The organism is Candidatus Poriferisodalis sp., assembly GCF_965208895.1.
Classification (GTDB): Bacteria; Actinomycetota; Acidimicrobiia; order Acidimicrobiales; family Poriferisodalaceae; genus Poriferisodalis.
In genome coordinates this window covers 878,075-901,845 of the sequence record NZ_OZ242363.1, presented here as the reverse complement: position 1 = coordinate 901,845, position 23,771 = coordinate 878,075, and the positions used below count along the sequence as shown (strand labels likewise).

21 protein-coding genes and 1 pseudogene are annotated in these 23,771 nt (G+C 66.0%); 15 read left to right on the top strand and 7 right to left on the bottom strand.

Annotated features, from left to right (window positions below; all coding sequences use genetic code 11):
* Positions 1-198: 198 nt before the first annotated feature.
* The 9 genes and pseudogenes from ACOGJB_RS04100 (at position 199) to ACOGJB_RS04060 (ending at position 11,867) form a co-directional block, all read left to right on the top strand.
* Positions 199-1,527 (top strand): hypothetical protein, encoded by a 1,329-nt coding sequence (locus tag ACOGJB_RS04100; RefSeq protein WP_419839543.1) that lies wholly within the window; start codon positions 199-201, stop codon positions 1,525-1,527.
* Between the two features lie 162 nt (positions 1,528-1,689).
* The gene (locus ACOGJB_RS04095) at positions 1,690-2,526 is read left to right on the top strand and encodes a phospholipase A2 (RefSeq protein ID WP_419839542.1); all 837 of its coding nucleotides are present in this window, start codon (positions 1,690-1,692) and stop codon (positions 2,524-2,526) included.
* Positions 2,456-3,955, top strand: coding sequence for a hypothetical protein (locus tag ACOGJB_RS04090; RefSeq protein ID WP_419839541.1), 1,500 nt, complete (start codon positions 2,456-2,458; stop codon positions 3,953-3,955). The genes ACOGJB_RS04095 and ACOGJB_RS04090 overlap by 71 nt, the downstream gene beginning before the upstream one ends.
* Before the next feature lie 134 nt (positions 3,956-4,089).
* Entirely contained in the window at positions 4,090-5,328 is a 1,239-nt protein-coding gene (locus tag ACOGJB_RS04085) for a hypothetical protein (protein ID WP_419839540.1), read from the top strand.
* 274 nt (positions 5,329-5,602) lie between these two features.
* A complete protein-coding gene (locus ACOGJB_RS04080; RefSeq protein ID WP_419839539.1) occupies positions 5,603-7,432 on the top strand; it encodes a hypothetical protein in 1,830 nt (609 codons plus the stop codon).
* Positions 7,411-9,054 carry a hypothetical protein gene (locus ACOGJB_RS04075; RefSeq protein WP_419839538.1) on the top strand — a complete coding sequence of 548 codons (1,644 nt, stop codon included), beginning with the start codon at positions 7,411-7,413 and terminating at the stop codon, positions 9,052-9,054. The genes ACOGJB_RS04080 and ACOGJB_RS04075 overlap by 22 nt, the downstream gene beginning before the upstream one ends.
* A 134-nt stretch (positions 9,055-9,188) precedes the next feature.
* Positions 9,189-9,323 (top strand): annotated as a pseudogene (locus tag ACOGJB_RS04070) (IS982 family transposase); the annotation flags it as partial.
* A gap of 889 nt (positions 9,324-10,212) precedes the next feature.
* Complete coding sequence (locus tag ACOGJB_RS04065; RefSeq protein ID WP_419840677.1) at positions 10,213-11,097, top strand: DNA-methyltransferase; 885 nt, start codon at positions 10,213-10,215, stop codon at positions 11,095-11,097.
* A complete protein-coding gene (locus tag ACOGJB_RS04060) occupies positions 11,094-11,867 on the top strand; it encodes a hypothetical protein (protein ID WP_419839537.1) in 774 nt (257 codons plus the stop codon). Before ACOGJB_RS04065 ends, ACOGJB_RS04060 begins: the two co-directional genes overlap by 4 nt.
* Before the next feature lie 26 nt (positions 11,868-11,893).
* Here ACOGJB_RS04060 and ACOGJB_RS04055 read toward each other — a convergent pair whose 3' ends face one another.
* The 5 genes from ACOGJB_RS04055 to ACOGJB_RS04035 all read right to left on the bottom strand — a co-directional run bounded on the left by ACOGJB_RS04055 (position 11,894) and on the right by ACOGJB_RS04035 (position 15,809).
* Positions 11,894-12,961, bottom strand: a complete 1,068-nt coding sequence (locus ACOGJB_RS04055; protein ID WP_419839536.1) for an IS110 family transposase — start codon at positions 12,959-12,961, stop codon at positions 11,894-11,896.
* Positions 12,962-13,627: 666 nt separating this feature from the next.
* Complete coding sequence (locus ACOGJB_RS04050) at positions 13,628-14,014, bottom strand: hypothetical protein (RefSeq protein ID WP_419839535.1); 387 nt, start codon at positions 14,012-14,014, stop codon at positions 13,628-13,630.
* Positions 14,015-14,031: 17 nt separating this feature from the next.
* Positions 14,032-14,319, bottom strand: a complete 288-nt coding sequence (locus ACOGJB_RS04045; protein ID WP_419839534.1) for a hypothetical protein — start codon at positions 14,317-14,319, stop codon at positions 14,032-14,034.
* A gap of 57 nt (positions 14,320-14,376) precedes the next feature.
* Positions 14,377-15,252, bottom strand: coding sequence for an ATP phosphoribosyltransferase (gene hisG / locus ACOGJB_RS04040; protein ID WP_419839533.1), 876 nt, complete (start codon positions 15,250-15,252; stop codon positions 14,377-14,379).
* Positions 15,253-15,335: 83 nt separating this feature from the next.
* Positions 15,336-15,809 (bottom strand): hypothetical protein, encoded by a 474-nt coding sequence (locus tag ACOGJB_RS04035; RefSeq protein WP_419839532.1) that lies wholly within the window; start codon positions 15,807-15,809, stop codon positions 15,336-15,338.
* Positions 15,810-16,058: 249 nt separating this feature from the next.
* On the opposite strand from ACOGJB_RS04035, the gene infC reads away from it, so the two are divergent.
* The 6 genes from infC (at position 16,059) to ACOGJB_RS04005 (ending at position 21,812) form a co-directional block, all read left to right on the top strand.
* Positions 16,059-16,622 (top strand): translation initiation factor IF-3, encoded by a 564-nt coding sequence (gene infC / locus ACOGJB_RS04030; RefSeq protein WP_419840676.1) that lies wholly within the window; start codon positions 16,059-16,061, stop codon positions 16,620-16,622.
* A gap of 115 nt (positions 16,623-16,737) precedes the next feature.
* Positions 16,738-16,932, top strand: coding sequence for a 50S ribosomal protein L35 (rpmI, locus tag ACOGJB_RS04025; RefSeq protein ID WP_419839531.1), 195 nt, complete (start codon positions 16,738-16,740; stop codon positions 16,930-16,932).
* A 45-nt stretch (positions 16,933-16,977) separates the two neighbouring features.
* Positions 16,978-17,346, top strand: coding sequence for a 50S ribosomal protein L20 (rplT, locus tag ACOGJB_RS04020; protein ID WP_419839530.1), 369 nt, complete (start codon positions 16,978-16,980; stop codon positions 17,344-17,346).
* 32 nt (positions 17,347-17,378) lie between these two features.
* Complete coding sequence (locus tag ACOGJB_RS04015) at positions 17,379-18,167, top strand: TrmH family RNA methyltransferase (RefSeq protein WP_419839529.1); 789 nt, start codon at positions 17,379-17,381, stop codon at positions 18,165-18,167.
* A 35-nt stretch (positions 18,168-18,202) separates the two neighbouring features.
* Entirely contained in the window at positions 18,203-19,312 is a 1,110-nt protein-coding gene (gene pheS, locus ACOGJB_RS04010) for a phenylalanine--tRNA ligase subunit alpha (protein WP_419839528.1), read from the top strand.
* Positions 19,313-19,349: 37 nt separating this feature from the next.
* On the top strand, positions 19,350-21,812 hold the full coding sequence (locus tag ACOGJB_RS04005; RefSeq protein WP_419839527.1) for a phenylalanine--tRNA ligase subunit beta: 2,463 nt from the start codon (positions 19,350-19,352) through the stop codon (positions 21,810-21,812).
* Between the two features lie 18 nt (positions 21,813-21,830).
* Here the strand turns inward: ACOGJB_RS04005 and ACOGJB_RS04000 are convergent, their stop codons facing one another.
* Together ACOGJB_RS04000 and ACOGJB_RS03995 are read right to left on the bottom strand one after the other, a co-directional pair.
* A complete protein-coding gene (locus ACOGJB_RS04000; protein ID WP_419839526.1) occupies positions 21,831-22,751 on the bottom strand; it encodes a D-isomer specific 2-hydroxyacid dehydrogenase family protein in 921 nt (306 codons plus the stop codon).
* Between the two features lie 57 nt (positions 22,752-22,808).
* Positions 22,809-23,663 carry an SDR family NAD(P)-dependent oxidoreductase gene (locus tag ACOGJB_RS03995; protein ID WP_419839525.1) on the bottom strand — a complete coding sequence of 285 codons (855 nt, stop codon included), beginning with the start codon at positions 23,661-23,663 and terminating at the stop codon, positions 22,809-22,811.
* Between the last annotated feature and the right edge of the window lie 108 nt (positions 23,664-23,771).

Below are 23,771 nucleotides of genomic sequence, written 5' to 3'. Positions count from 1 at the left end.
TGTACGCTCGCTGTCGGCTGCACTGGCGGAGAGGGAGCGGTACCCGATCCGTCTGTTCCGGTTGTTGCTTCGCACGCGACTGCAGTGATGGCGTCACCGGCTGCTTCGGACTCCGCCGCGGCCGTTGGGCCAATTGAGTACAAAACGGCGCCTCGGGCAATGCGGTCGGGGCGAGTGTCGCCGCAGACTGTTGTGGACATGGTTCCGTTCGAGGTCGCTGACTATTTCATGTCGGACGCCATTCGACGGTTGCGGTTGCCGCTGGGAGGAAGGGACCTCAGTGGCCCGTTTCTCGGTGAGCCGCTTGAGCACATTGATCTTCTGTCCGGCGTGTTCGATTTGTGCGACGACGCCGAGGCCTATGAGGCCTTCACCGGAGAAACATATCGAGAAGGTTCATTGTTTCCCAGAAACACGTATCCAGAATTGATTTCGGAGCGTGGGACGATGGGCTGCGATGGAAGCGGAACCGGGGTTGATCAGCCGCGCTGGGCGTTGCGGGCAAATGACTGGGGCGGAACCATCCGATTTGCGACCCGCGAAGATGCTCTCGCGGAACAGGAGGAACGGATTGCGCGGTACAGTAAGCGGTACGCGAATACGGTAGAAACGCCTCCTCTTGGGATACACGACGGCGTGTCAACCGATGCGCTGATCCGCTTCGCTGACGCGGATACACCGGTTGATGACGTACGGCTGCTGGAGGACTCGCTCACCGTGGTCGATGGCGTGCTGCGCGGCATGGTCCGTAACTGGTCGCGTGTGCTATGGGCATATGAGGTGACAGTGACGGCGCACGGACGCATATTTGAATGGCCGCTTTCAGTCCAGCCTGGCGAGATTGCACCATTTGAGATCGGGGCTTGGGACGGCCCGGTGGACACGCACCGCATCGGAATCGAAGTGGCCGCGCGGATGGTGCCTGAGGCGGATCTCTCGCGTGCATTCGAATTCTTCTTCGGGCGGCCCTGGTGGGGTAATGCATACGACGTGCCTTACGACTATCCGCAGCACATCCACGAGGCCCTACCGCAGGAAGGCTCCCATGAACTATACCTAGCCTACGCACAATTCGCCGAGCCTGATTCACACCCGTGGACCGCCGATCCTGGTGCGCTTGCCGGGTGGCGATCAGGCGATATCCTCGAGAGCTTGGTTACTCAAGTACGCATCGACGATTTGCGTGCGTATCTCGCACTATTTGCCTATTCATACGTTCCTGACAGCACAGAACCTTCTGAACCGGTTGTCTATGAATTGCGGCAACTAGACATCGTGGCACCCTTGAAAACGGCGCACCATGGGACTACCAGCGCGGTCGTCGACAAGTGGCCGATCTCGCGTATTGATCTCGACTGGCGAGGTGCTGTCGATCCGAGACTTCACGTCGTGTTCCATGTGCCGAATCCGCGCGACGATCCCGAGATCATCGCCGAATTGGGTGTGGATGCCAACGAACTCGCAGGTGGCGGTCTGAAGTGGGCGATCTGGATCGGAGCAGCGCGCGACAGGAGCAGGATTGAGTAGCCGCTGCAAGCGCTGTGGCTGCCACCACCGCCACGGCGCAAACTGTGGGCGGCTACCGGCTGCACCGCGACGCCACTGCATGGGTGGCGCATCTGGGGCCGCAAGGAGTCGCTGCGTCGCTATGGCTCCTACGCCGCCGACGCTCCAGGGACGTGCACTTCGTTGACTCACAGCGGCAATGCTCTGTACTACCAATTCAGCATCCCGATACGGCTGCCGGTGACCCTAGGCGTTGCAGACGCGAACGGGCACGTTTCCTCGCTGGCGCAATCAGGCGGCCGCCCGACGATCACGCTCTGGCGCTCGACCGGTCGTGGCCATCTGTCGTTCGCGGGCACAGCCCCCACAACGCTGAACAGCGCTCCGACACTCGCCGTTACCCTCGCAGCAGGCACATATGTGCTCGAGATCGCACCGTCGAGAGAAGTCTTGCATCCATCATGGACGATGCGGGTGAAATCGACGTTTCCCACAGGTCAACGGCAGTACGAAGACGTTCAACGCTTCGGAAACCTAGGTGACGTGTCTGACCAGCTGACTCTCGCTGCATTCGTCGAAGCGCGCGCCAAGAACCACGGCGACTATCCATATCTCACTTTGGCATCAGACCAATGCTCGAGTTCTCCAGACAACCGCCGATTTGGTATTGTGGATCCGGAGCGCGAACACTCTGCCGATTATCACACTGGGCTGGTTGCATACAGAGTGGTACGCGTCTACCACGCCTGCTGGCGTCATGACTTCAACTGGCGTAACTTGCCTCGAATTCAGTACCAAGTAGATCCCGCTATTCAAAGCTGGAATGATGACACGAAGAGCGAAGCAGATGTGCAATTTGGCACGGATATTAGGGCTATGTGTGACGCCACACTGACTGGCGCTGCGTGGGCAGCCGTACGAGAAACCTGTTATCGCAGGGCTGCGATCTATGAGTTCGTGGTTTCGTCGATTCCGATGGCCCCCCGACGCCCAGATCGCCGTCAAAACAGCCGCAGCTGAAGAGTTCGGGCTCACCGTCACCGCCAGATCGGCCGCAGGCGACGGCTACGGCACCGCCGCCATCGCGCTCACGCCGCGTCTGGTCCACGACCACGAGCTCACCGTGCGCGTCAGCAGCGCCAGCGCCGCAGGCCGGCTGATCAGCTTCAAGCTGACCGCCAGATGCCCCACAGCACCGCCGGTGCCCAACGGACCCACACTCACCACCAGCGCCCACAACGAAGTGCTCTGCGTCAAGACAGGCACCAGCGACCCCGCGCCGAAGGACAAGAACAGCAACGCCGTTGGCTTGTATCACGTCACTCCCGGCACGCTCAACGGCGTCCTCGAATCCGCCCGGGCTGCTATCGCAGCCCGGTCTGACCGGTTCCAGTGCGGGCTCACCCCCAACAAGCTGGCCGCGTTCATGCTCTCCATCGGATACCGGGAGGTTCAGGCGGAGTACGCGGTGCGGCCCGATCCGTCGCGCTCGCCGATGGCGCTTTCGCGCAGAGATGTCGGCAGGAATGGACGGCTGAAGAACTCTGATGGCACGTTCGCTGAGACTGTCGAGCAGTTCCATGCACGTTGGGCTGGGTATGAGACGAATCGGCAGATGCACCTGTACTCCGACGACCGACGTGAGCAGGGCCCTCCACGGGCTTTCTTCCATCCGGGGGTGGGGCTGTGGCAGCTTGACGACGCTGGCGACCCTGACGACGGCTGGGTGATGCTGAATCACGGCCAGCGGGCCAATACCGGTGCCGGGCTCAACGACTCGGCGAACGATGACTCAGGCGGGGAGGTGGTGGCGAGTCATCTCGCGGAGCGGTTCTGCGACGACCCCGGTGGGGTCGTCGCAGTCGGCGTGTTCATGAAGCAGTGGCATGCGTGCTCGCCGCTCAAGTGCATCGAGGTTTACAACAACATCTATCTCGACGGCACCGACGATCTGTACGTGACGACTGCGCACGATGCGGGCCGCTACAGTGCCGCCGGGGGTGTAAGCAGCAACGAGTGTCGTTGGAGCGATGCGCGCACCGCAACGCCGATCGTGTGCTTCGTCTACGACACCCAGCATCCGCAGGGCTGGACCGACAGTGCGATTCCCGCGACGGCGGCGAGGCCGCCCGACACCGGCGGGCTGGGCTCGAGCCCCTACGCACTGCCGTTTGTGTCGTTTACCCACGACGAGAAGCGGTTCGCGGTGTTCCCCGACAGTATCCTGGACAGCACCGAAGACGCTGTCGACACGACGCGCTACAAGGCGGTGCCCAAGACTGGGAACGCTCGAAAACTGGCGAAGACGTGGTCGACCGGCTCGTACAACGGGGCGGTTTTGGAAGTGCGCCTCTGTCGCGAACCTGACTGGGTGGTCGCAGACGGGGGCTCGTGCGGATGGGTAAGCGTCAGCGACGCCCAGTTCGCATCGCTGATGGGCCGTCCGTGATAGCGGCTGGGGCACTCACCTGCAGGGGTTGGCGGCCGGTGACGGCGGCGTGGCTGGCGGTGCTCATGATGGGGTGCAGCACGAGTTCGAGGACCCCGACGGCGAGCGATGTCTTGCCACCAGCTTCGTCTGCTGTGGCCGACGACACAGCCGGTGGAACATCGGAACCGAGCCCGCGGCTTCAAGACGCCCGCGGTTGGCGGCCCGGGCCGCGCCGCACTGCGGAGGCGGGCGGGCCGTTCAGCGAGCCCGACATGTGGCTCGGCGCGCGGACGGCGCCAGTCGGTCTGCAGCGTGCGCTCGAGCCGGGCGACCGGCCCGGACCGCTGTCGTTGAAGCTGCCCGAGTCGTCACGAAGCCAGACCGTCCCGGCCGCCATGGGCGTCACGAGCAGCGACCGCAGCCCCGAGCGGCTGGACGAAATCTGGTTCGCGCCCAGTGACGGCCCGATCGACGAGGTTCGGGTCTTGGGCCAGAGCGTCGCTGTGCGAGACGGCGTGGTGCGCGGGCTGGCGCGGAACTTGTCGCGGCGTCTGTGGGCCTACGAGTTAACCGTGTCCGCAGCAGGACACGAATTCGTGTGGCCGCTGTCGGTGCAGCCCGGAGAGATAGCGCCGTTTGAGATCCATGGGTGGGAGGACGCCCGAGACGATGAACGGATCGAGATCAGCATCGACGCTGACATGTCGTGGCACCCGGATCCGTCCCGGGCCTTCTCGTCATTTGGATCGTTGAAGACTTTGCTGGCGGGTGAGCCTGCGCGGCGACTATTGGCTGGTTCGGTGCGCGACCGCTACCCGCAGGTGACTGCCGATGTCGCACCAGACGCGGTGTCGGCAGGAGTGCTGGTGTGGGAAGGCGCCGCCTTGCGACCGCCTGCTGCATCGCATCCGAGTCTCCTCGACGAAATCGGGAGCTTGGCGGTCAGGGACCTGCGCGGCTATGGGGCGCTGTTTGACCGCGACGGCCGCGTTGTCGATGTCGCCGCGGCACCGGTGGGACGGCTGTTCTGGCCCGACGACGGAGACCCCCGCGACCCGGCCAACCTCGCCGCAACGCCGGAAGGACGGCTGTTCTGGCCCGATTACGGAGACGACTTCGAATGGCCACAAGGCACGTCGGAACCGCGCTGGGAGGCAGTGCCGAGCCTGCCCCATAGGGACATCGACCTGCCGCGTGTCCATCTGCACTTCGATGTGCACGCGCAATGGCCCGACCTGGAATGGAAGAACTGGCGGCTGCCCCCCAGCAACTGGCCTCTGCAACTGCGGGTTGAATCAGAAGACGGCGACTGGCGGCGTGAGGACATCGAAGGGGGCTTCATCTTCTGGATCGGCGCAGGGTACCCCGCTCGACAGGTGCTCGAAGAATGACGGCCTGCACCGCCGACCCGGCAACCGCCACCGTCACCGCCGGGGTTGGCGGCGCCCGCACGCTGACAGCATCGATCGCGGTGCCGGGATCGCTGAATGTGACCGTCACCTGCAAAGCCGCCGGCCACACCGACGGCGTCCGCCAGGTCGCCTCACCGCGGCGCGGCCCTGCTCAGAGCATCTGGGCACGCTCGCCACCGGCACCGTCGCACGCAGCGGCGCCATCGCCGATGACGGCTGCGTCGCCGAAGCGCGGCTGCCGCGCGCCGCGACCGTGTTCTACGCCGCCCGACGCGCCCACTGGGCCAAACGGCACACCTTCGCTCTCAACACGCCCGGCTGGGTCACCGTCAGCATCGACAACAGCCCCGCCAACACCGAGCCGCTCGACACCTACGCAGTGCTGCTCAAAGACGACAACAACAAAGGCACCGTGATTGCACGCAACGACAACCGCAGCCGCCGCCATACCGACGCCCGCCTCGCCGACGTGTTCCTGCAGCCCGGCAGCTACACCATCGAAGCCACCACCAAACAACCCCAAACCGCCGGCAGCTACGACATCACCGTCGAAGCGGTCGTGTCAGGACTCGCCGACAGCTACACCGCCACCGTCAGAACCCCCAAGACGATCACGTTCCGCTACTGGCCCCCCGACGCCCAGATCGCCGTCAAAACAGCCGCAGCAGAAGAACTGAAACCCACCGTCACCACCCGCAACGGCACCGCGACCGTCACCATCACCCCGCGTCTGGTCCACACCCACGAGGACATCACCGTGCGCGTGCGCCACCCCATCACCCCCGAACGGCCCCTCGGACCCGTCACCCTCACCGCCGAATGCCCGCCTGGCAACACACCGAGCGTCAACAACGGCGTGCTGTGCATCGCCAACAGCATCCGACAGGGCACTCCGAGAGGGAGCGCCCATCATGTGACGCCCGGCACTCTCAACGGAGTGCTCGCGTCCGCCGGGGCCGCTGCGACCGCAGCACGCGCGAAGTGCTCGACTTGCGGGATCACCGCCAACCAGCTCGCCGCGTTCATGCTTTCCATCGGGTATCACGAGCTTCGTTCGGGCGCTGCGGCGCCGGCGCCTATGTTCCCCGGCCGCTCGGACATTTATGTGCCCACGGCCAAAGTTCGCAAGAAGAACCTGTACAACTACGTCAATGACGGGGCGAATTACATCGAGACCAAGAAATCCGGCACCGGCGTATGGGACGAGCCGCGCCGCGCCTTTTTCCATCCCGGGGTGGGCTGGTGGCAGATCGACGATCGCGGCTACTGGCCCCGTCTCAATCACGGCCAGCGAGTCGACTCTGGCCTGGGTCTCAACGGAACATACGACAGCGAGATATCGGACCACGACTCGGGTGGCGAGGCTGTCGCGACCGGACTGGCGCGCAAGTACTGCAAAGACGGACTGACGTCGCTGAAGTCCTACTTGGACAACACATGGTTTGCGTGCCAGAGGGACAACACGCCCGACAGGTGCTACAAGACCTACCAGGCGATCTATGTCGTGCATGGGAGCGACAGCAACGATCTGCGTGTGACGATCGCCGAGAACACCGGCGAGTACAGCACCGACGGCGGCGTGAGCGCGCATGAATGCCGCTGGCACGGCGCAGCCGAGGATCGGTTCGGGTGCTTCTTGTTTGACACTGAGCATCCCGAGGGAAGGATAGACCTGCTCGACAAGTGGGGCTATGACACGCGGCGGAGCCCGCTTGCGGCGCCGTTCATGGCGTTCACCTATGACTCGAAGCGGCGGTTCGCGGTGTTCCCCGGTCCGGTCATGACAGCGCTCAAACAGCCGAGTCACGGCACCGACCGGGTGTTCAAGACATGGACCAAGACGGTGCCCATCGGCGTCGACGTGCGCGAAGCGGGCGCAGGCGGCTGGTCCAGCGGGAAGTCTGACCGGCTGGGCACCCCGAAAAAGACAGCGGACGATTCCGTGCTGGAGGTCGAGTTCTGCGACGACGCAGACTGGATGCTCGCTGTGGGCACTGAGCGGCAGTGCCGGTGGGTGAGCGTCGACAGTCCCGCGTTCGCGCGCTCGCTGGGTTACAGCCCGTGGCCCGGAGTCGTGCCGTGATGCGGGGCCGGCGCGGCGCGGCGCTGGGCCTGGCGCTGCTGGCCGCGGCTTGCAGTACCGCGTTGCCCTCGCAGCCCGAGGCATCCGAGCCAGTGCCGGTCCCCTCGACGGCCGGTTCGCCAAGCAGCACGGCCGGCGCAGCCAGCAGCCTGTCTGTGCTGGCAGGGGACATGGCGGTCGGGCAGGCTGCTGCGCGTTCGCGGGCGGCGCCGTCGCGTACTGCTGATGCGGTGGGGCCTTTCGGTGTGGCGGATCTGTGGATCGGGGCGGGGCCGCCGACGACGGGATTGCAGCGCTCGTTGGGGCCGGGCGATACTCCGGGGCCGCTGCTGACCCAGCCGTCGGCCAGGCCGGGGTTCTTCCGGGTGTATGACATGTGCGGGGTCACCGAGGTCAGCTACCGCGAGGGCTCCGACTTCTCGTCCGTGGTGAACCGCTATGGCTATGACACGGCGCGGCTGTTGCACCGCGGCTGTATGGAGGGACGGTTCATGGCGATTGTGGACAGCCATTGGATCGGCGTCGCCGGCGGGCCCTATTCCGAGCAGCGTTACTTCGAGCGGGGAGACCAGGCGGAGGCGTGGCTCGGTGAGCGTCGCGACGCGCACTACCAAGAAAAGACGCAAGCCGAGCGCAACGGGACAGTGCCGTCGGCAAGCCCGTACGGGTTCTATGAGAGCGTGGGGCGCAACTTCGGGTCGTGGGGGCCGTTCGGGATCGTGTTCGCGCCTACGGATGCGCCGGTGGACGAGGTGACGGTGGTAGAGGGGTCAGTGGCGGTGTCGGGCGGGGTGCTGCGGGGGCTGGTGCGGAACTGGTCGCGGCGTCTGTGGGCGTACGGGGTCGAGGTGTGCGCGGGCGGGGACTGTTTCGGGTGGCCGTTGTCGGTCCAGCCCGGGGAGTTGGCGCCGTTCGAGATCGCGGGCTGGGACGGCCCCGCAGACCCCGACCGGATCCGGATCTCTGTCGACGCGGACATGTCGTGGCACTTCGATCCGTCGCGGGCGTGGGGAAATCTCGCCGGGACACCGTCGCGGGTGCTGGTCAGCGAACTGACGGCTCGGCCGATGCGCGATTCGGTGCGCAGCCGTTATGGGCATGTGGCTGGGGATGTGCCGGTGGGCTCGGTGTCGGTCGGGGCTGTGGAACTCGATGCGCCGCTGGGTGCTCCTAAGTCGCATCTGAGCCTGCGCAGCATCGAAGAGGACATCGCCGTCGGGGACCTGCGCGGCTACGGCGCGGTGGTCGACCCCGCAGGCCGCGTCATCGACGTGGGCCCTGCGCCCGCCGTCAAGCTGACGGAGTGGGACGAGGCGACATATAGGTTCCGGGGCCACGAGGAGATCACCTCGCTGCCTCATCCGCTGGCGATGAACCATTCCGCGCCTCAACTCGTCTGCTGCGCGACGGTGCTGTTCGACATCCACCCGGTCCACGACGGCTTGGCCGCCGACGGCCACGAGATCGGCAAGCCCGGCGAGGGCTACAGCACTGACGTGCTTTTCGACGACGAGTTCATCGAGATCGGCCCCCGCAGCTACCCGCTCTATGGCGTGCTGCACGGCGCATACATCATCTGGGTCGGCGCTGCGCACCCACAGCGTGATGCGCCCCAAGGGTGACGGCCGGCATCGCCGAGCCGATTCGCTCGCGCGCTAGACGATCGGTTGCGAGGGGTGGAGGGCCCGCTGTTGTTGGGGTGAGGGTGTCCAGGCTCGGGGTGTGTATCAGCACCTCGATCCTGGAGGACCTGGGCATGAACCCGGACTTGGACACCCTCGCGACTGCACTGTATGTGTGCATCGACGACCTGTTGGCCGACAATCCTGGCTGGGCGCCGCGGCGGCCCCGGATCGGGATCGCCCCGAAGCTGTCCGACGCGGAGCTGATCGCCTAGGAGCGTGGTCGGAAAGTCGGTGGATTTCCGCGTTCGGTGTGGGGGCGCGCGGGACAATGCAGGGGTGCGCGGTTCGGCTGACGGTCAGGGTTCGTTTCTTGATGTGGATGTGATGGTGGGCGGTCTGCTGGACTCGGAGGGATTCTTGGCGACGTTGGGGCTGTGTTGCGTCTGACTTCGCGCGACAGATCCTGAGTTTTTTCAAGCAGCATCGGGCAGGGTTGGCGGTCTCAGTTCAGGAGGCCGCGGCTGATGAGTTCGCCGGACCGGAAACCGAAGAAGCTAATTACAGCAGAGCAGAAGTACGACTTGTGGGTGAGGATGCTCGTCGGCCAGGTCACCCAAGCGCCCCGCGGCCGTTGGAGGAGCGGCTGATCAAAACGTGTCAGAAGACCCCCGACCCCGCGCAGTGCGCCGTGGAGTTCCGAGTGGAGCTGCCCGCGCAGTGAGAGCTCAGTTCGCACTCGCCTCAGAGCTGCTCACCGCGCAACGCGCCCACGCCGACGTGTGGCGGTCTCGATCCACGGGGCGTTCGCAAGGCGGGGAGCCGTCGACCACCTGACCGAAGGCGAGCCCCGTACGTATCGTGCTGGCACACGAGCTGCTCGGTGCGTCACAATTTGAGGTGATTCACCCCGGGGACGTTCCAGGATGAATCAGAACAGCGCGGCGGCAGCCTGCACATCGGCCACGAGGTGGACCACCGTTGCCAGCGACGTGGTCCATCACGAGCTTGTTGGTCGGTATGGCGGGCGAGGCTGCGCAGCGATCTCGATTCCCGTCACACCGCCTGCGTAGCCTGTCGATCATGACTGAACGATTGTTTCAGGGCCTTCTTGAGGGTTCGCCTCGGGGCACCGTCGAACGGTTACGGTCGGCGGTGATGGGGGGCCGAGCCGCCGGGCCACAGCGTGAACACCTGCGTGTTGATCTTCCACGCGCCGATCCGCTCCACGGGTCCGGCGAGCCGGTGCTCATCGTCGGGCGGGCCGAAGAAGGCTTGGACCTGCTGCCTGATCGAAGCGTCCAGACCGTTGTGACATCGCCGCCGTACTGGTCGCTGCGGGACTACGAGGTCGACGACCAGATCGGTCGTGATGACGCTCTCGCTGATTACGTCAAGAGCATCGTCGTGACGTTCGACAAGATCCGGCGGGTGCTGGCCGACGACGGCACCGTCTGGCTCAACGTAGGTGACAGCTACACCTCGGGTAACCGGCGCTATCGAGCCCCTGACCGCAAGAATCGGGCGCGTGCGATGCGGGTTCGGCCGGCGACGCCCGAGGGTCTCAAGCCGAAGGATCTCATCGGAGTGCCGTGGCGCTTGGCGTTCGCGCTTCAAGATGCTGGTTGGTGGCTGCGCTCGGAGGTGATCTGGCACAAGCCGAATGCCCATCCGGAATCGGTCCGGGACCGTCCGACCAAGGCGCACGAGTCCTTGTTCTTGCTGTCGAAGAACAAGGACTACTTCTATGACGTCGATGCCGTCCGCGGACCGAACGGCCGTCGGCTGAGGACGGTTTGGGACATCAACACCGAGCCACGGCGGCGCGACGACTGTGGGGTAGAAGATCACCCTGCTGTCATGCCGTTGACGCTCGCAGCTCAGTGCATCACCATCACCAGCAGACCAGGTGACATGGTCTTGGACCCTTATGCGGGTTCCGGCACGACGCTGCTGGTGGCACGAGCACTTGATCGCAGCTGGGCCGGCATCGAGCTCAACCCGGCCTTCGTGGATCTCATCGAGCGACGACTGGCCCAATGAGCGACAGCGAGTCCCTGAGGCGCAAGATCGACGATCTCTCCCCGATGGGTGTTCGCTTCGTCGCACGCATGGTCGCTTCGCTCTTGGACCCTCCACAGGCCCAGGGGTCTGCTTCTCAGCCAACGTGGATCACGGCGGAACCTGATTGGGTCGAGTACTTCGGCCTCCTCATTTCCGCACACCACGGGCTCGCCGTGGACGCGCTCAAGGAGACTGGCTTCGAGAACGCATTTCGGGATGCCTGCGAGGCAGTTGGATGGAGCATCGATCCGCCCGCGTCGGCGACACGGCGCTTCGTCGACACCACGGTTCAGACGCCTGATGGTCGCAGAAGAAAGCTCTCCTTGAAATCGACAGCCGCTCAACGGCTGTCGAAATCGACGATTCACATCTCCAAGCTCACCGAAGCGGCGTGGATCCAGGACGTCCGATCAGCTAGGAGTCGCCGGACCCGGACGTTGGAGCTCTTCGAGGAATACTGCGCCACGGTCGATGCCATCGTGATGCTCCGAGCGTTTCGTGACGATCCGCAGTCCATTCCGTACTGCTATCAGCTCGTCGAGATACCAAGCGCGATCTTCGCGTCGTTGCAGTCGTTGCCTCTTTCGGCGTTTGAGGCAGACGGCCCGACGCTTGACTGTTCGTTCGAAGGGGAGTCTGGGGCCGCGCGCGTTTCGCTGGACAGGTCGGATGCCAAGGTGACTGTCAAGCAAATCAAGCTCTCGGCATGCGTTGTCCACGAAGAATGGGAACTCGGCGAGCGTAGGTGAATCGCCCCGGGACGTTCCTATAGATGTCAAGTGCGTGTTTTGAGGGTGGCGAGGTCGGCTCGAAGGGTGCGGTAGATCTCTCGTGCGACGAAGCGTTTGAGGCAGCGGATGGCTTCTTTTTTGGTTTTGCCTTCGCTCACGCGGCGGTTGAGGTAGCTGCGGGTTCGTTCGCAGTAGCGGAGCCGGACGACGACGATCATGTGCAGTGCCCGGTTGGCGTCGCGGTTGCCGGCGAAGTTCAGCCGGTGACGGCTGGTGCGCCCGCTCGAGGCAGGGACCGGCGCGACGCCGCACAGGTGAGCGAACGACGATTCGGAGCTGAGCCGGTCGATGTTCTGGCCGGCGGCGACGAGCAGTGTCGCTGTGTGGTGGGTGCCGCATCCCAGACGCGACAGGGTCGTGGGCGCTGCTGCGGCGACGAGCCGGTCGAGTTCGTCTTCGAGCTCGTCGGCTTCGGCGCCGAGCTGGGCGATGCGGCGCCCGAGGCTGCGCAGCGCTGTCTTGGCTGCTTGGGCGGGGTCGGCGAGCCGGTCGGGGTGGGGTCGCAGCCGTGCGCACACAGCAGCCTTGCCCCCGAGGGTGCGGCGGCAGTCGAGCTGGGCGCGCAGCTCGGCGGGGGCGGTGACGAGCAGGTCGCCGAGCTGGCACAGCGCAGCAGAGCGGGCCTTGACGGCGCTGTTGCGGGCGACGCTGAGCTGACGGATCGCCTCGACGACCCCGGTGGTGTCGGTCGCGGCTGCGGTCGCTTCGCCCGAGAGCACCTTGCGGGCAGCGGCCTCGGCGTCGATGGCGTCGTTCTTGCCGCGGCGGGCGCGAAGATGGCGATGGGGCTGGTTGACCTCGATGACCGCGCAGCCCTGCTCGCTCAGCGACCGGGCCAGGGCCGCCCCGTAGGACCCGGTGGACTCCACGCCGACCGCGGCGATCGGCCCGAACGACGCGAGCCATCGTCGAGTCGAGCAATAGCCGGCGGCCGTCGCGGGGAACGACTCGGTGCCCAGCATCCGGCCCAACGGGTCGAGCGCTGCGGCGACGTGGAAGTCGGTGTGGCAGCCGATCCCGCCGATCACCGCCTGTGGTGAGTCTGGCATCATGTTGTCCTTCATCTCGGAGCGGCTCGCGTGCCGGGACGGGACGGACATAACAGCGATGAGGCATCTGTGGGCACAGGTTCCTATGAGGTCACGTCGCTCGTCCCGGACCGGCCGCAGCTGACAAGTCCAAGAAGCGAGCCGCCGACGCCGACGAGTCCCACCCAAGGCACCCACAACACGCAGGGCCAGTTCGATAGCAAGTCAGACGCCGACGGCCCGCTCCCCGCACACATCTTCACTGTTTGATAGAGGGCGGGCTCCACCGGTGGTTGCGAGTGATCGGTCATGATGACCGGTTGTCCTGCACAGCAACCACCAGTGGAGGTGTCCAGTATGGCAGCGAGGCTGAGCGAGTTCGAGCGCGCCCGGATTGAGGTGATGAGATCGGCACATGCGCGGCTGGCACGATCAGCTCGCAGGAGCAGTCGTGCTCGGCAAACAGTGTCACGTTTGATCTCAGCGGTATTGTGTTGCACCAATCGAGTTATTGCTCCGATTGGAATTCGATCGCCGCGCCGCTCTAAACCAGCGCTCAGACGACACAATATGTTTCGCTTGCATATATTTTCTTGGGCGAATTCGATTTGCGGGGCGACATTTCTGGCTCTTCGCGCTTTTGGGATTGAGATGGCTGAGTTCGGGGCTGGCCGCAAGCCTGTAGTCGCATCAGGTGGCGTGGATGCTTACATCGTCGGCGTATGCGGCGAGGGCGCTGAGGTCGCCGGTGTCGCCGGTGAGGACGATGCCGCCTGGCTCGGCTGTGGCCACCACCAGTGCGTCGACTGCTGAGCCGCGCCCGGCGAGCGATCGCAGCACGCCGGCCCGGCGCGCCAGCGATTGGGGGACCTCTTCGACCACGATGCATGACTTGAGCAGCCGGTTCACTGCTGCGTCGGTGTGCGGCCGCCCGCTGAGCGATTCGGTCAGTACGACGGTGGGAACGAGCGGCGGCCACGGCGCAGTGCGAGCGAGTGATGTGACGAGTTGCGCGCTCTGACGTCGAGGTTCGGCCAGGCGGCTGAGTCCACCCGAATCCAAGACCAGCGAAGCCATGGAAGCCAGCGAGGATCTCAGCTCGTTGGCGCGTCGCGCAGAGGTTCCCGCGAGCGGCGTGCCTCATTTCTTCGCAGCGACTTGAGGATCTCATGCACGTGGGTATCCGCCCATTCGATGTCCTCAGCGGTGGGCGGCCCGAGTTCAGCAAAGATCTCTTGGGCGTATGCGTGGGCCTCGGCAATCTTCTCTTGACGCACGCAGTGGTCTCGCACCGCATCTTGCAGCAGGCGCGACGCTGAGAGCCCCTGCGACTTGACGACCTCATAGAGATTGTCGGACAGGTACACCTGCATCCGCGGCATACGCTCAATATACACACAGGGGCCAAGGTCGCACTCGAGTGTGATGCAGCAAGGCACTCAGGGGACGATTTTGGAGATTGGCATCTCGACGATGTCCGTCGCGCCGCGTTCGATCAGCTCGGGGATCAGCACGTTGATCGTCTGCTTCGGCGCCACCGTCTCGACGGCGTAGGCCTCGCCGCCCCACAGCTCGTTCACGGTCGGCGCTTTCATCGACGGCAGCACGTCAACCACCGCATCGAGGTGCTCGCGGGCCACATTCAGCTTCACCAGCACTTTGCCGCGTGCATCCTGAACTCCGTCGAGAAGCGTCTTGATCTGGCTCATTGCGCGCCGCTTCGCTGGATCTTCGTAGGCCGCCCTATTCGTGAAGATCTCCGCGTAGCTGGTGAGTATCTCGTCGATGATGCGCAGACCCGCAGCCCGCAGGGCCCTGCCGGTCTCGGTGGCGTCGACCACCGCGTCCACGATCTCGGGCGCCTTGGCCTCGGTAGCGCCATAGCTCAGGCGTACGTCGGCATTGACACCGCGATCGGCGAAGAAACGGCGGGTGAGTTCGGGATACTCGCTCGACACCCGCACCCCGTCTGGCAAATCAGCGAGCTCTCGGAAGTCGCTGGCATCGGGCACCGCGACCACGATGCGCACCGGCCGCGACGTGGCTTTGGAGTAACGAAGCTCGCCGAGCGAGACCACGTCACTGCTGGTCTCTTCAATCCAGTCCCGTCCGGCCACACCGAGGTCGAACAGGCCATCGGCCACGTAAGACGGGATCTCCTGAGGTCGCAGGATGCGCACGCCGTCGATACGCGGATCGTCGATCGAGGCGCGGTAGTCGACCGTCGAGCCCCTGCGAACTGGCAGGTCGGCATCGGAAAACAACTGCAGGGTCGCCTCTTCGAGCGAGCCCTTGGGGAGCACGAGCTTGAGCATGGGCGGCAACGGTACCGGCGGCACCCGGCAGGACCCCGCTGATTTTCATGGACTGAACTGCTTGGGCGGCTCAGCGGCCGCGATTACTCCGCCGCACTCTGCTGCTTGTGGATCTCCACGTAGGCCAGGCGAATCTGCTGCAGCGCCCCACGCAGCGTCTCGCCGGCGGGCAGCTGGTCAGCCAAGTTGTCCACCAGGAGTCCCAGCGCGTCGATCGGCAGTCTCGCTTCGCCCAGGTCGGGAGGTTCGCGCCGCAGATGAAGTGCCGCCAGCTCGAACAGCCCCATCATGTGGTTCTGGACGATCTCGGTCGCCGGCACCGATACGAGCTGCTCTTGGGCCTCGCGCAGCTGCGCTTGCATCTCGGCCAGCTCTTCGGGGTCGAACGGCTCGCCGGTACGCGGGTCGATGGGAAGTCCGGTCTCGGGATCGATGTCGAATGCGCCCTCGACGTCGCTGCCGCCATCGTCGGATTCGCCGGGATGGGAGAGTGGCGACTCGCTGGCGCTCTCGCGAGGAACTCGATGCTCACCTTCGGGAGTCCACAACGTGCTCATCGGCAACCTCTCCAAGTCGTTTCGCTGCGCTGGCCAGCGCCGATGCCGCAGCGCCGCCGTACCGGCCTGTGTCGGCGCGTCAACGCCACCGCCGTGCCGCCCCTAGCCAGCGCTGTTACCCTACGGCCCTTACAACTGGAACAAGCGGGGTCTGACTCCCACCGAACCGCCCGAGGGCGCGTTGCGGTACTGGGTTCGCAACGGATGCCGCGTGGACGAGGAGCGTCCTTTGGACAAGCGAGTACGGCCATAGCACGCGCAAGCGACGGTGACGCCCGGATCAACGAGGACATCAGAGTCCGCGAGGTCCGATTGGTCGCACCCGACGGTGAGCAGATCGGCATCAAGTCGGTCCCTGAGGCCCTGCAAATCGCCCGCAACTTGGACTTGGACCTCGTCGAGGTGGCGCCGAACGCCGCCCCGCCGGTCTGCCGGATCATGGATTACGGCAAGTACAAGTACGAGGCGGCACAGCGGGCCAAGGAGTCGCGACGCAAGTCGACGCACACTGGGCTGAAGGAGATGAAGTACCGGCCCAAGATCGGGACCGGCGACTTCGGCACCAAGACGTCCAAGGTCAGCAAGTTTCTCGAGGACGGCCACAAGGTCAAGGTCACCGTCATGTTCAGGGGGCGCGAAGTGTTCCATCCTGAGCTCGGCGGCCAGATTCTCGAACGGGTTGCCGAAGCGGTCGCCGACGTCGGCAAGGTCGACCAGTTCCCCCGTCTCGACGGGCGCAACATGACGATGTTGCTGAGCCCCGACCGCGCTTCCCGCCAGCGTCGCAAAGCCGCAGATCCGCCCAGCGACTGAGGGGCAGCCGGTGCGTGCGGCCTAAGGCACGGCGCCCGCTGTACCGCCCAGATCCCGCGCCGACAGCCGGTGCGGGCCACATTGATCGAGCCACCACAACCAAGGCAGCAAATCCATGCCCAAGATGAAGACCCACAGCGGCGCGAAGAAGCGCTTCAAGACCACCGGTACCGGCAAGCTCGTGCGCCGCAAGCGCAATCGCAACCACCTGCTGGAGAAGAAGTCTTCGGCGCGCAAGCGGCGACTGGCACTCGAAGGCGAAGTGTCTGCGGCCGACGCCAAGCGCATCAACCGGATGCTGGGCCGCTGAGCCCCGATCCGGCAGAACTGATCCCATCGACACGGGAGGACCAACGTGGCACGAGTCAAGCGATCCGTGGCCAGTCGCACCCGCCGCAAGGCGACGCTGGCTAAGGCGAAGGGTTACTACGGCAACAAGAGCAGGTCATTTCGGGCTGCCAACGAGCAGGTCATGCACAGCGGGCAGTACGCGTTCCGCGACCGCAGAGCCCGCAAGGGCGAGTTCCGGCGTCTGTGGATCCAGCGCATCAACGCTGCTGCACGTCAGAACGGCACCACCTACAGCCGTCTCATGCATGGGCTGGGCGTCGCCGGCATCAGCGTCGACCGCAAGAACTTGGCAGACCTCGCCGTGAGCGATCCGGCAGCGTTCGCTGCAATCGCTGAGCGAGCCGAGGCCGCCCTCACCGACGCAGCCGCCTGAGCACGCCCAGAAATCCGCCGTCCAGAGCCGCGTTGGCGCGGCTGTCGCGCTTGGTGCGCGACCGGCGTCAGCGAGATGCCTCTGGCCTGGCTGTCGTCGAGGGGCCTCGCGCAGTCGATGGCGCGTTGGCCAGCGGTGCCGTGCTGGAAGCGGTGTTTGCGCGGCCCGAGCTGGTCGGCCGCTACGCGCCCGAAGCCACTGCCGAGACGCATCCCGACGGGCGCCGACTCGGCGCGGAATACCGGGAGCGCATCGGCGCGGTCTGGTCGGTCCCCGCCGCCGAGCTCGATCCCCTCGCCGATGCCATGAATCCCCAGGGAGTGCTGGCGATCGCTCGGTTCGCCGACGCGGCGCTCGATGCGGCGGTCGGGGCGCCGCGAGTGGTGGTGCTCGAAGCGGTGCGCGACCCTGGCAATGCAGGCGCCGTCGTGCGAAGTGCAGTCGCGGTGGGCTTCGGCGCCGTGATCGCGACGGAGGGGACCACCGACTTGTGGAGCCCCAAAGCGCTGCGCGGGGCGGCAGGTCTGACATTCGGGCCCCTGGTGTGCCGGGGGCACACGACCGCCGACGTGCTCAGCGAGCTGTCGGGTGCGGGCCACGTGCGTGTACGGGCGACTCCCGACGGCGACATCGGGGTGGACGAGCTGCCCAGCGCTGACCGCATGGCGCTCGTGGTGGGCAACGAAGCTCACGGGCCATCTGCCGAAGCGATCAGCGGCACAGACGTGGCTGTTTCGATTCCGATGCAGCACCCGGTGGACTCACTCAACGTGGCCGTCGCCGCTGCCGTGCTGATGTACGCCATGAGGGCGCGCGCCTGAAAAATGCCGACCGTTCGGCGGTGCGGACTCGTACCATGCCTGCCGTGAACGGCCCAGCCACCGACGCAGACCTCGACACGCTGCTCGCCGACATCGATGCTGCCCGCAGCCAGGGGCTCGCTGCAATCGCCGCGGCGTCGAGCACCGACGAGCTGGCACAGGTCGAATCAGGGCTGTTCGGGCGCAAGTCGGCACTCGGGCCCATCAAGCAAGGTCTGGGTTCGCTCCCTGCACAGCATCGAGCAGCAGCCGGTCGAGCGCTCAACGAAGCGCAGCAGGAATTGCGCTCGGCGCACGCGGCAGCAGCCGACGAGCTGGCCGCCGTGGCACGCCATGAACAGCTGCAGCGGGAATGGCTGGACCTCACCGAGACTCCGCCGGGACCCGAGCGCGGGCACCTGCACTTGGTCACCCAGACCACTGAACGCCTCGAAGACGTGTTCGTCGGCATGGGATTCACGGTCTCCGAAGGCCCTCAAGCCGAGACCGACTGGTACAACTTCGAGGCGCTGAACCTGCCGGCCGCCCACCCCGCCCGCTCCATGTGGGACACGCTCTACCTGGACCTGGGGCAGCGCACCGAGCTCGGCGACGGCGAGGGCGGCGAGGCGTCCAACGTGCTGCTGCGCACCCACACCTCGCCTGTACAGATCCGGGTCATGGAAGCGCAGCCGCCGCCGATCTACACGATTTGCCCCGGCCGGGTATTTCGGCGTGACACCGCGGATGCCAGCCACATGCCGGTCTTCCACCAGCTCGAGGGCCTCGTGGTGGATCGAGGCATCTCCTTCGCCGATCTGGCGGGAACGCTGGAAGAGTTCACCTCTGCGTACTTCGGCAGGTCGATCTCGTCACGGCTGCGTCCCTCGTATTTCCCGTTCACTGAGCCGTCCGCGGAATTCGACATCACCTGCGTGATCTGCGAGGGCGTGGGATGCCAGACCTGCCAGCGCACCGGCTGGATCGAGCTGGGCGGCTGCGGCATGGTGCATCCCAATGTGCTCACCAACTGCGGCATCGACTTCGAGGAATGGACGGGATTCGCCTTCGGCTTCGGCATCGACCGTCTGGCGCTGATGCGTCACGGCATCGACGACCTGCGAGACATGTACTCCAACGACATCCGGTTCCTCAGCCAATTCTGATGCCGCCCCATCGACCAGTCCCTGGGGGTCAACCCCGATGAAGGTGCTGCTGAGCTGGCTGCGCGAGTTCGCGCCCATCGAGGGCGATCCCGCCGAGCTGGCCGACCACCTGAGCGACCTCGGCATGGCAGTCGAGGAGATGCGCGTCCTGCCGCCCCTCGACGGGGTCGTGGTGGCGCGGGTGGCGGGCCTGCGAGCGCATCCCGAGGCTGACCGCATCCAGCTCGTCGATGTCGAGCTGCCCGGCGCTTCGGGCGAAGGGACGCACGGCGCGCTGCAAGTGTGCTGCGGTGCGTTCAACATGTCGGTCGGCGACCTCGTGCCGCTGGCGACGGTCGGCACCACCATGCCCGGGGGACTCGAGATCGGCGAGCGTCGCATGCGCGGCCAGCTCTCCCAAGGGATGTGCTGCTCCGCAGCGGAACTCGAATTGGGCGCAGACGCCGACGGCATCCTGATCCTGCCCGGCGAATTCGAGCTCGGCGCTTCGCTCATGTCCCAGCTCGGCCTCAACGGAGATGTCCTGTACGACCTCGAGGTGAACCCGAACCGGCCCGACGCCATGTCGGTGGCCGGCGTGGCACGTGACTTGGCCGCTCGCCTCGGCATTCCCTTCCGGATTCCCGAACCAGCCATCGACGAGACCGGCGAAGACATCTCAACGGTGGCGTCAGTGGAGATCATCGACCCCGATCTCTGCGGCCGCTTCGGTGTGCGCGTCATCGGCGGCGTATCCATCGGCCCTTCGCCGCTGTGGATGCAGGCTCGGCTCACCCTGTGCGGGATGCGCCCGATCAACTCCGTAGTGGACGTGTCGAACTACGTGATGCTCGAGCTCGGGACACCCAACCACACATATGACCTGGACCTAGTGCCAGGCGGCCATCTCGGCACGCGTCGCAGCGCCGGCGGCGAGAGCGTGGTGACGCTCGACGGCGCCGAACGCGAGTTGCTCCGGGGCGACGGCGTGATCGTCGACCGTGATGACCGCCTGATCGGCATCGCAGGCGTCATGGGTGCAGCCAACACCGAGATCAGCGACGGCACCACCGACGTACTGCTGGAGCTCGCATGGTGGGACCGCCTGTCGATCACCCGCACGTCACAGCGCTTGGGCTTGCGCTCGGAGGCCTCGATGCGCTTCGAGCGCGGCACCGACCACGAGCTGGTGCCCATCGCGCTGGACCGTTTCTGCGAGCTGCTGAACCGGGTGACCCCCGGCGGGGTGTCGGTGTGCCGCGGTCGGCTCGACGGTCGGGGCGAACTGCCCGAGTCGACCCACATCCGGGTTCGCCCCGCCCGGATGAGCCACTTGTTGAGTCAGAGCTTCACCGCTTCGCAGGTACGGGCACTGCTCGAACCCATCGGGTTCGCCTGTGAGTCGGCGGCTGACGACCCGTCCGCGACCGCCGTCGATGACTCGTCTGCCGCGGGCGCATCGCACGCCGGCGACCTCGCCGAGCAGCAGCCCGCGGTTGTCGCGACCGTGCCCAGCTTCCGGCCAGACGTCGTCACCGAGACCGACGTGGCCGAGGAGGTCGCTCGCCACTACGGGTACGGGAAGCTCGGCCGCACCGTCCCGCGTTCGCCCGAGCCGGGCCGCCTGACGCCGACCCAACGTCTGCGCCGCGAGCTGCGGCGGGTGCTGGTGGGGGCCGGCTCGTCCGAAGCCATGCCCAACCCGTTCCTGGCGCCCGATGCCTTGCGCCGTGCCGGCATCGAAGGCACCGAACCCGTGCGGCTGCTGAACCCGCTCGCCACCGAGGAATCGGTGCTGCGGCCGTCGCTGCTTCCCGGCCTGCTCACCGCAGCCGCGTACAACGCCTCCCACCGCAACGACACCGTGTCGCTGTTCGAGATCGGCGTGGTGTTCGACCAGCCGGGGCCCGACGACCCGCTGCCGACAGAGACCGAGCGGTTGGGCGTCATCTGGGCTGGCGGGGAGGCTGCAGACGCCGTCCACCTGTGGGATCTCATCGTGTCGGCATTCGGCCTCGACGCCGCGCTCACGAACGAGGGCGACCTCGACGGCATGCACCCCGTGCGTGCTGCGCAGGTCATGCTGGGCGGCCACGCCGTCGGCGTCGTGGGCGAGATCGATCCGGTGGTGTGCGAGCGCCACGGTCTCGCGCAACGATGCGCCTGGCTGCAGGTCGACGTCGAGCCGCTGCTGACCGCCGCATCAACCGCTGCCGACCGGCCCTACCAACTCGTTTCGACCTACCCGTCCAGCGACATCGACTTGGCGTTCGCCGTTCCCGACGACGTCCAGGCGTCGCAGGTACGCGACACGCTGGTGGCTGCGGGCGGCGATGAACTGCGCTCTGTGGAACTCTTCGACGTCTACCGGGGCGACCAGATGACCGCCGGCACTCGATCGCTGGCATACCGCCTGCGGTTGCAAGCCGACGACCGGACGCTCACCGACGCCCAAGCAGCCGAGATCCGCCAACGCTGCATCGACGAGGTGGAAAGCACCCACGACGCCCAGCTCCGCTGAGCTGGTATCTGTGCCCCCTCAGTAGCCCAGGTCCAGATACACCGGGCCGATCAGTGGTTCGCCGGCAATCTTGTGGGCCACATTGACGGCCACTCGCTCAGCCAGCAGCACCAGACCCATCTCGGGGGTGTTGCCGATATGGGGTGTGATGAGGCAGTTCGGCAGGCGCCACAGCGGATGACTCTCGGGCAGCGGCTCGGGGTCGGTCACGTCGAGCGCGGCGCCGCCGATCTGGCCGGCCCGCAGCGCTTCCACCAGATCGTCGGTGACGATGTGGCCGCCTCGGGCCACGTTCACGACCCAGGCGTGCTCGGGCAGGGCTGCCAGTTCGGCAGCGCCGATGATCCCGGCGGTATCGGGAGTGAGCGCCAGCGCCAGCACCAGCACGTCAGTGCCCCCCAAGACATCCGCGAGTGCGGTAGGCCCGACCACTCGCGAGGCGCCGTCCATCGGCTGGGGCCGGTTGCGCAGCACCGTCACCTCGCAGTCGAACGGTGAAAGCAGGCGCAGCAGCGAGTCGGTGATGCCGCCGCCGCCCAGGATTGTCACCGAGGCGCCGAGCAGGTTGCGCCCCTGAGGTGCGCTCCATTGCCCTGCTCTCGCATAGGTGGCCATCCCCCGCATGCCGGCCAGAGCCAGCATCAGAGCGTGTTCGGCGACCGGCTCCGCGTACACGCCCTTGCCGCAGTACCACTCGATGGCGGGCCGGGCGGTCACGATGTCGACCACGGGTTCGATGCCTGCGTAGGGAAGCTGCACCCACTCGATGCCGGGATTGGCGTCGACCATTTCCGCGATCACGTGCGCCTGGGTGGGCTCGGCCCACACGAGCGCCGATGCCCCATCTGGAGCGCTCACCGTGCCCCCGCCGCGCACGACCGCCTCGACGAGCACGGGGCGCCGCCAGCAGTCGGGTTCAACGGCTACAAGCACCGTCATCGTGCATCTCCCTGTCGTGCCTTCGTCATCGTGATGCCGCGCCGCGGCGATGGTCGCCTAGCGCCCTGCGGCCATGACGCCGCCGTCGGGGAAGATGATCTCGCCGGTCACGAAGCTGGCGTCGTCGCTGCACAGATACAGGCACGCATTGGCGATGTCATTCGGTTCGCCCAGGCGGCCCAACGGCGTTTCGCGCTCACGCTCTTGCACCCACCGTTCGTTGCCCAGCACCGCACCGCTCATGGACGTCTGGATGTAGCCGGGCCCCACGGCGTTGACTCGAATGCCGTAGCGGCTGAGCTCCAGGGCGGCGCAGCGCGTCAGCATCCACACGCCGGCCTTCGACACGCAGTAGTCGGAGCTGCCCTTGAGCACGTTGGTGCCGGCGATCGAGGAGATATTGACGATCGCCCCACCGCCGTTGTCCTTCATCTTGCGAGCGACGGCTTGGTCGGTGAGCATCACGCCGGTCAAGTTGACGTCGAGCACTCGCTGCCACGATTCGAGCGACTTGTCGATGAAGTACAAGTCGCCGCGGTCAAAGCGGTCCTGTCCGGCCTGCTCCTCGATCTCCCGGCTCACGTAGCCCGAATGGGAGATGCCCGCGGCGGCCACGCATGCGTCGATGCGCCCGAAGGCATCCACCGCAGCATCGGCCATGGCGTCGTTCTGTTCCTGATCGGAGGTGTCCACCTGCACCGCCACCGCATCGCTGCCCAGCCCGTTGATCTCGGAGACGACGTTGGCCGCGCGATCGGGGTTGAGGTCGGCCACCACGATCGACGCGCCCTCGGCAGCGAAACGGAGCCCGCAGGCCCGCCCGATCCCCGACGCCCCGCCGGTGATGACGGCCACCTTGCCCGCCATGCGGCCGGCTGTACCGCCTGACGCCGCTGTGCCACTTGCTGCCATGGTTCCTCCCGCTCTCGCGCTGACACCGACCGTCCCGCCGGGTCTCCGCATCGAGGCCCTACCTGCGATGCGGTCCAGATCATGCCCTACCTGAGCACAACAGGTCGG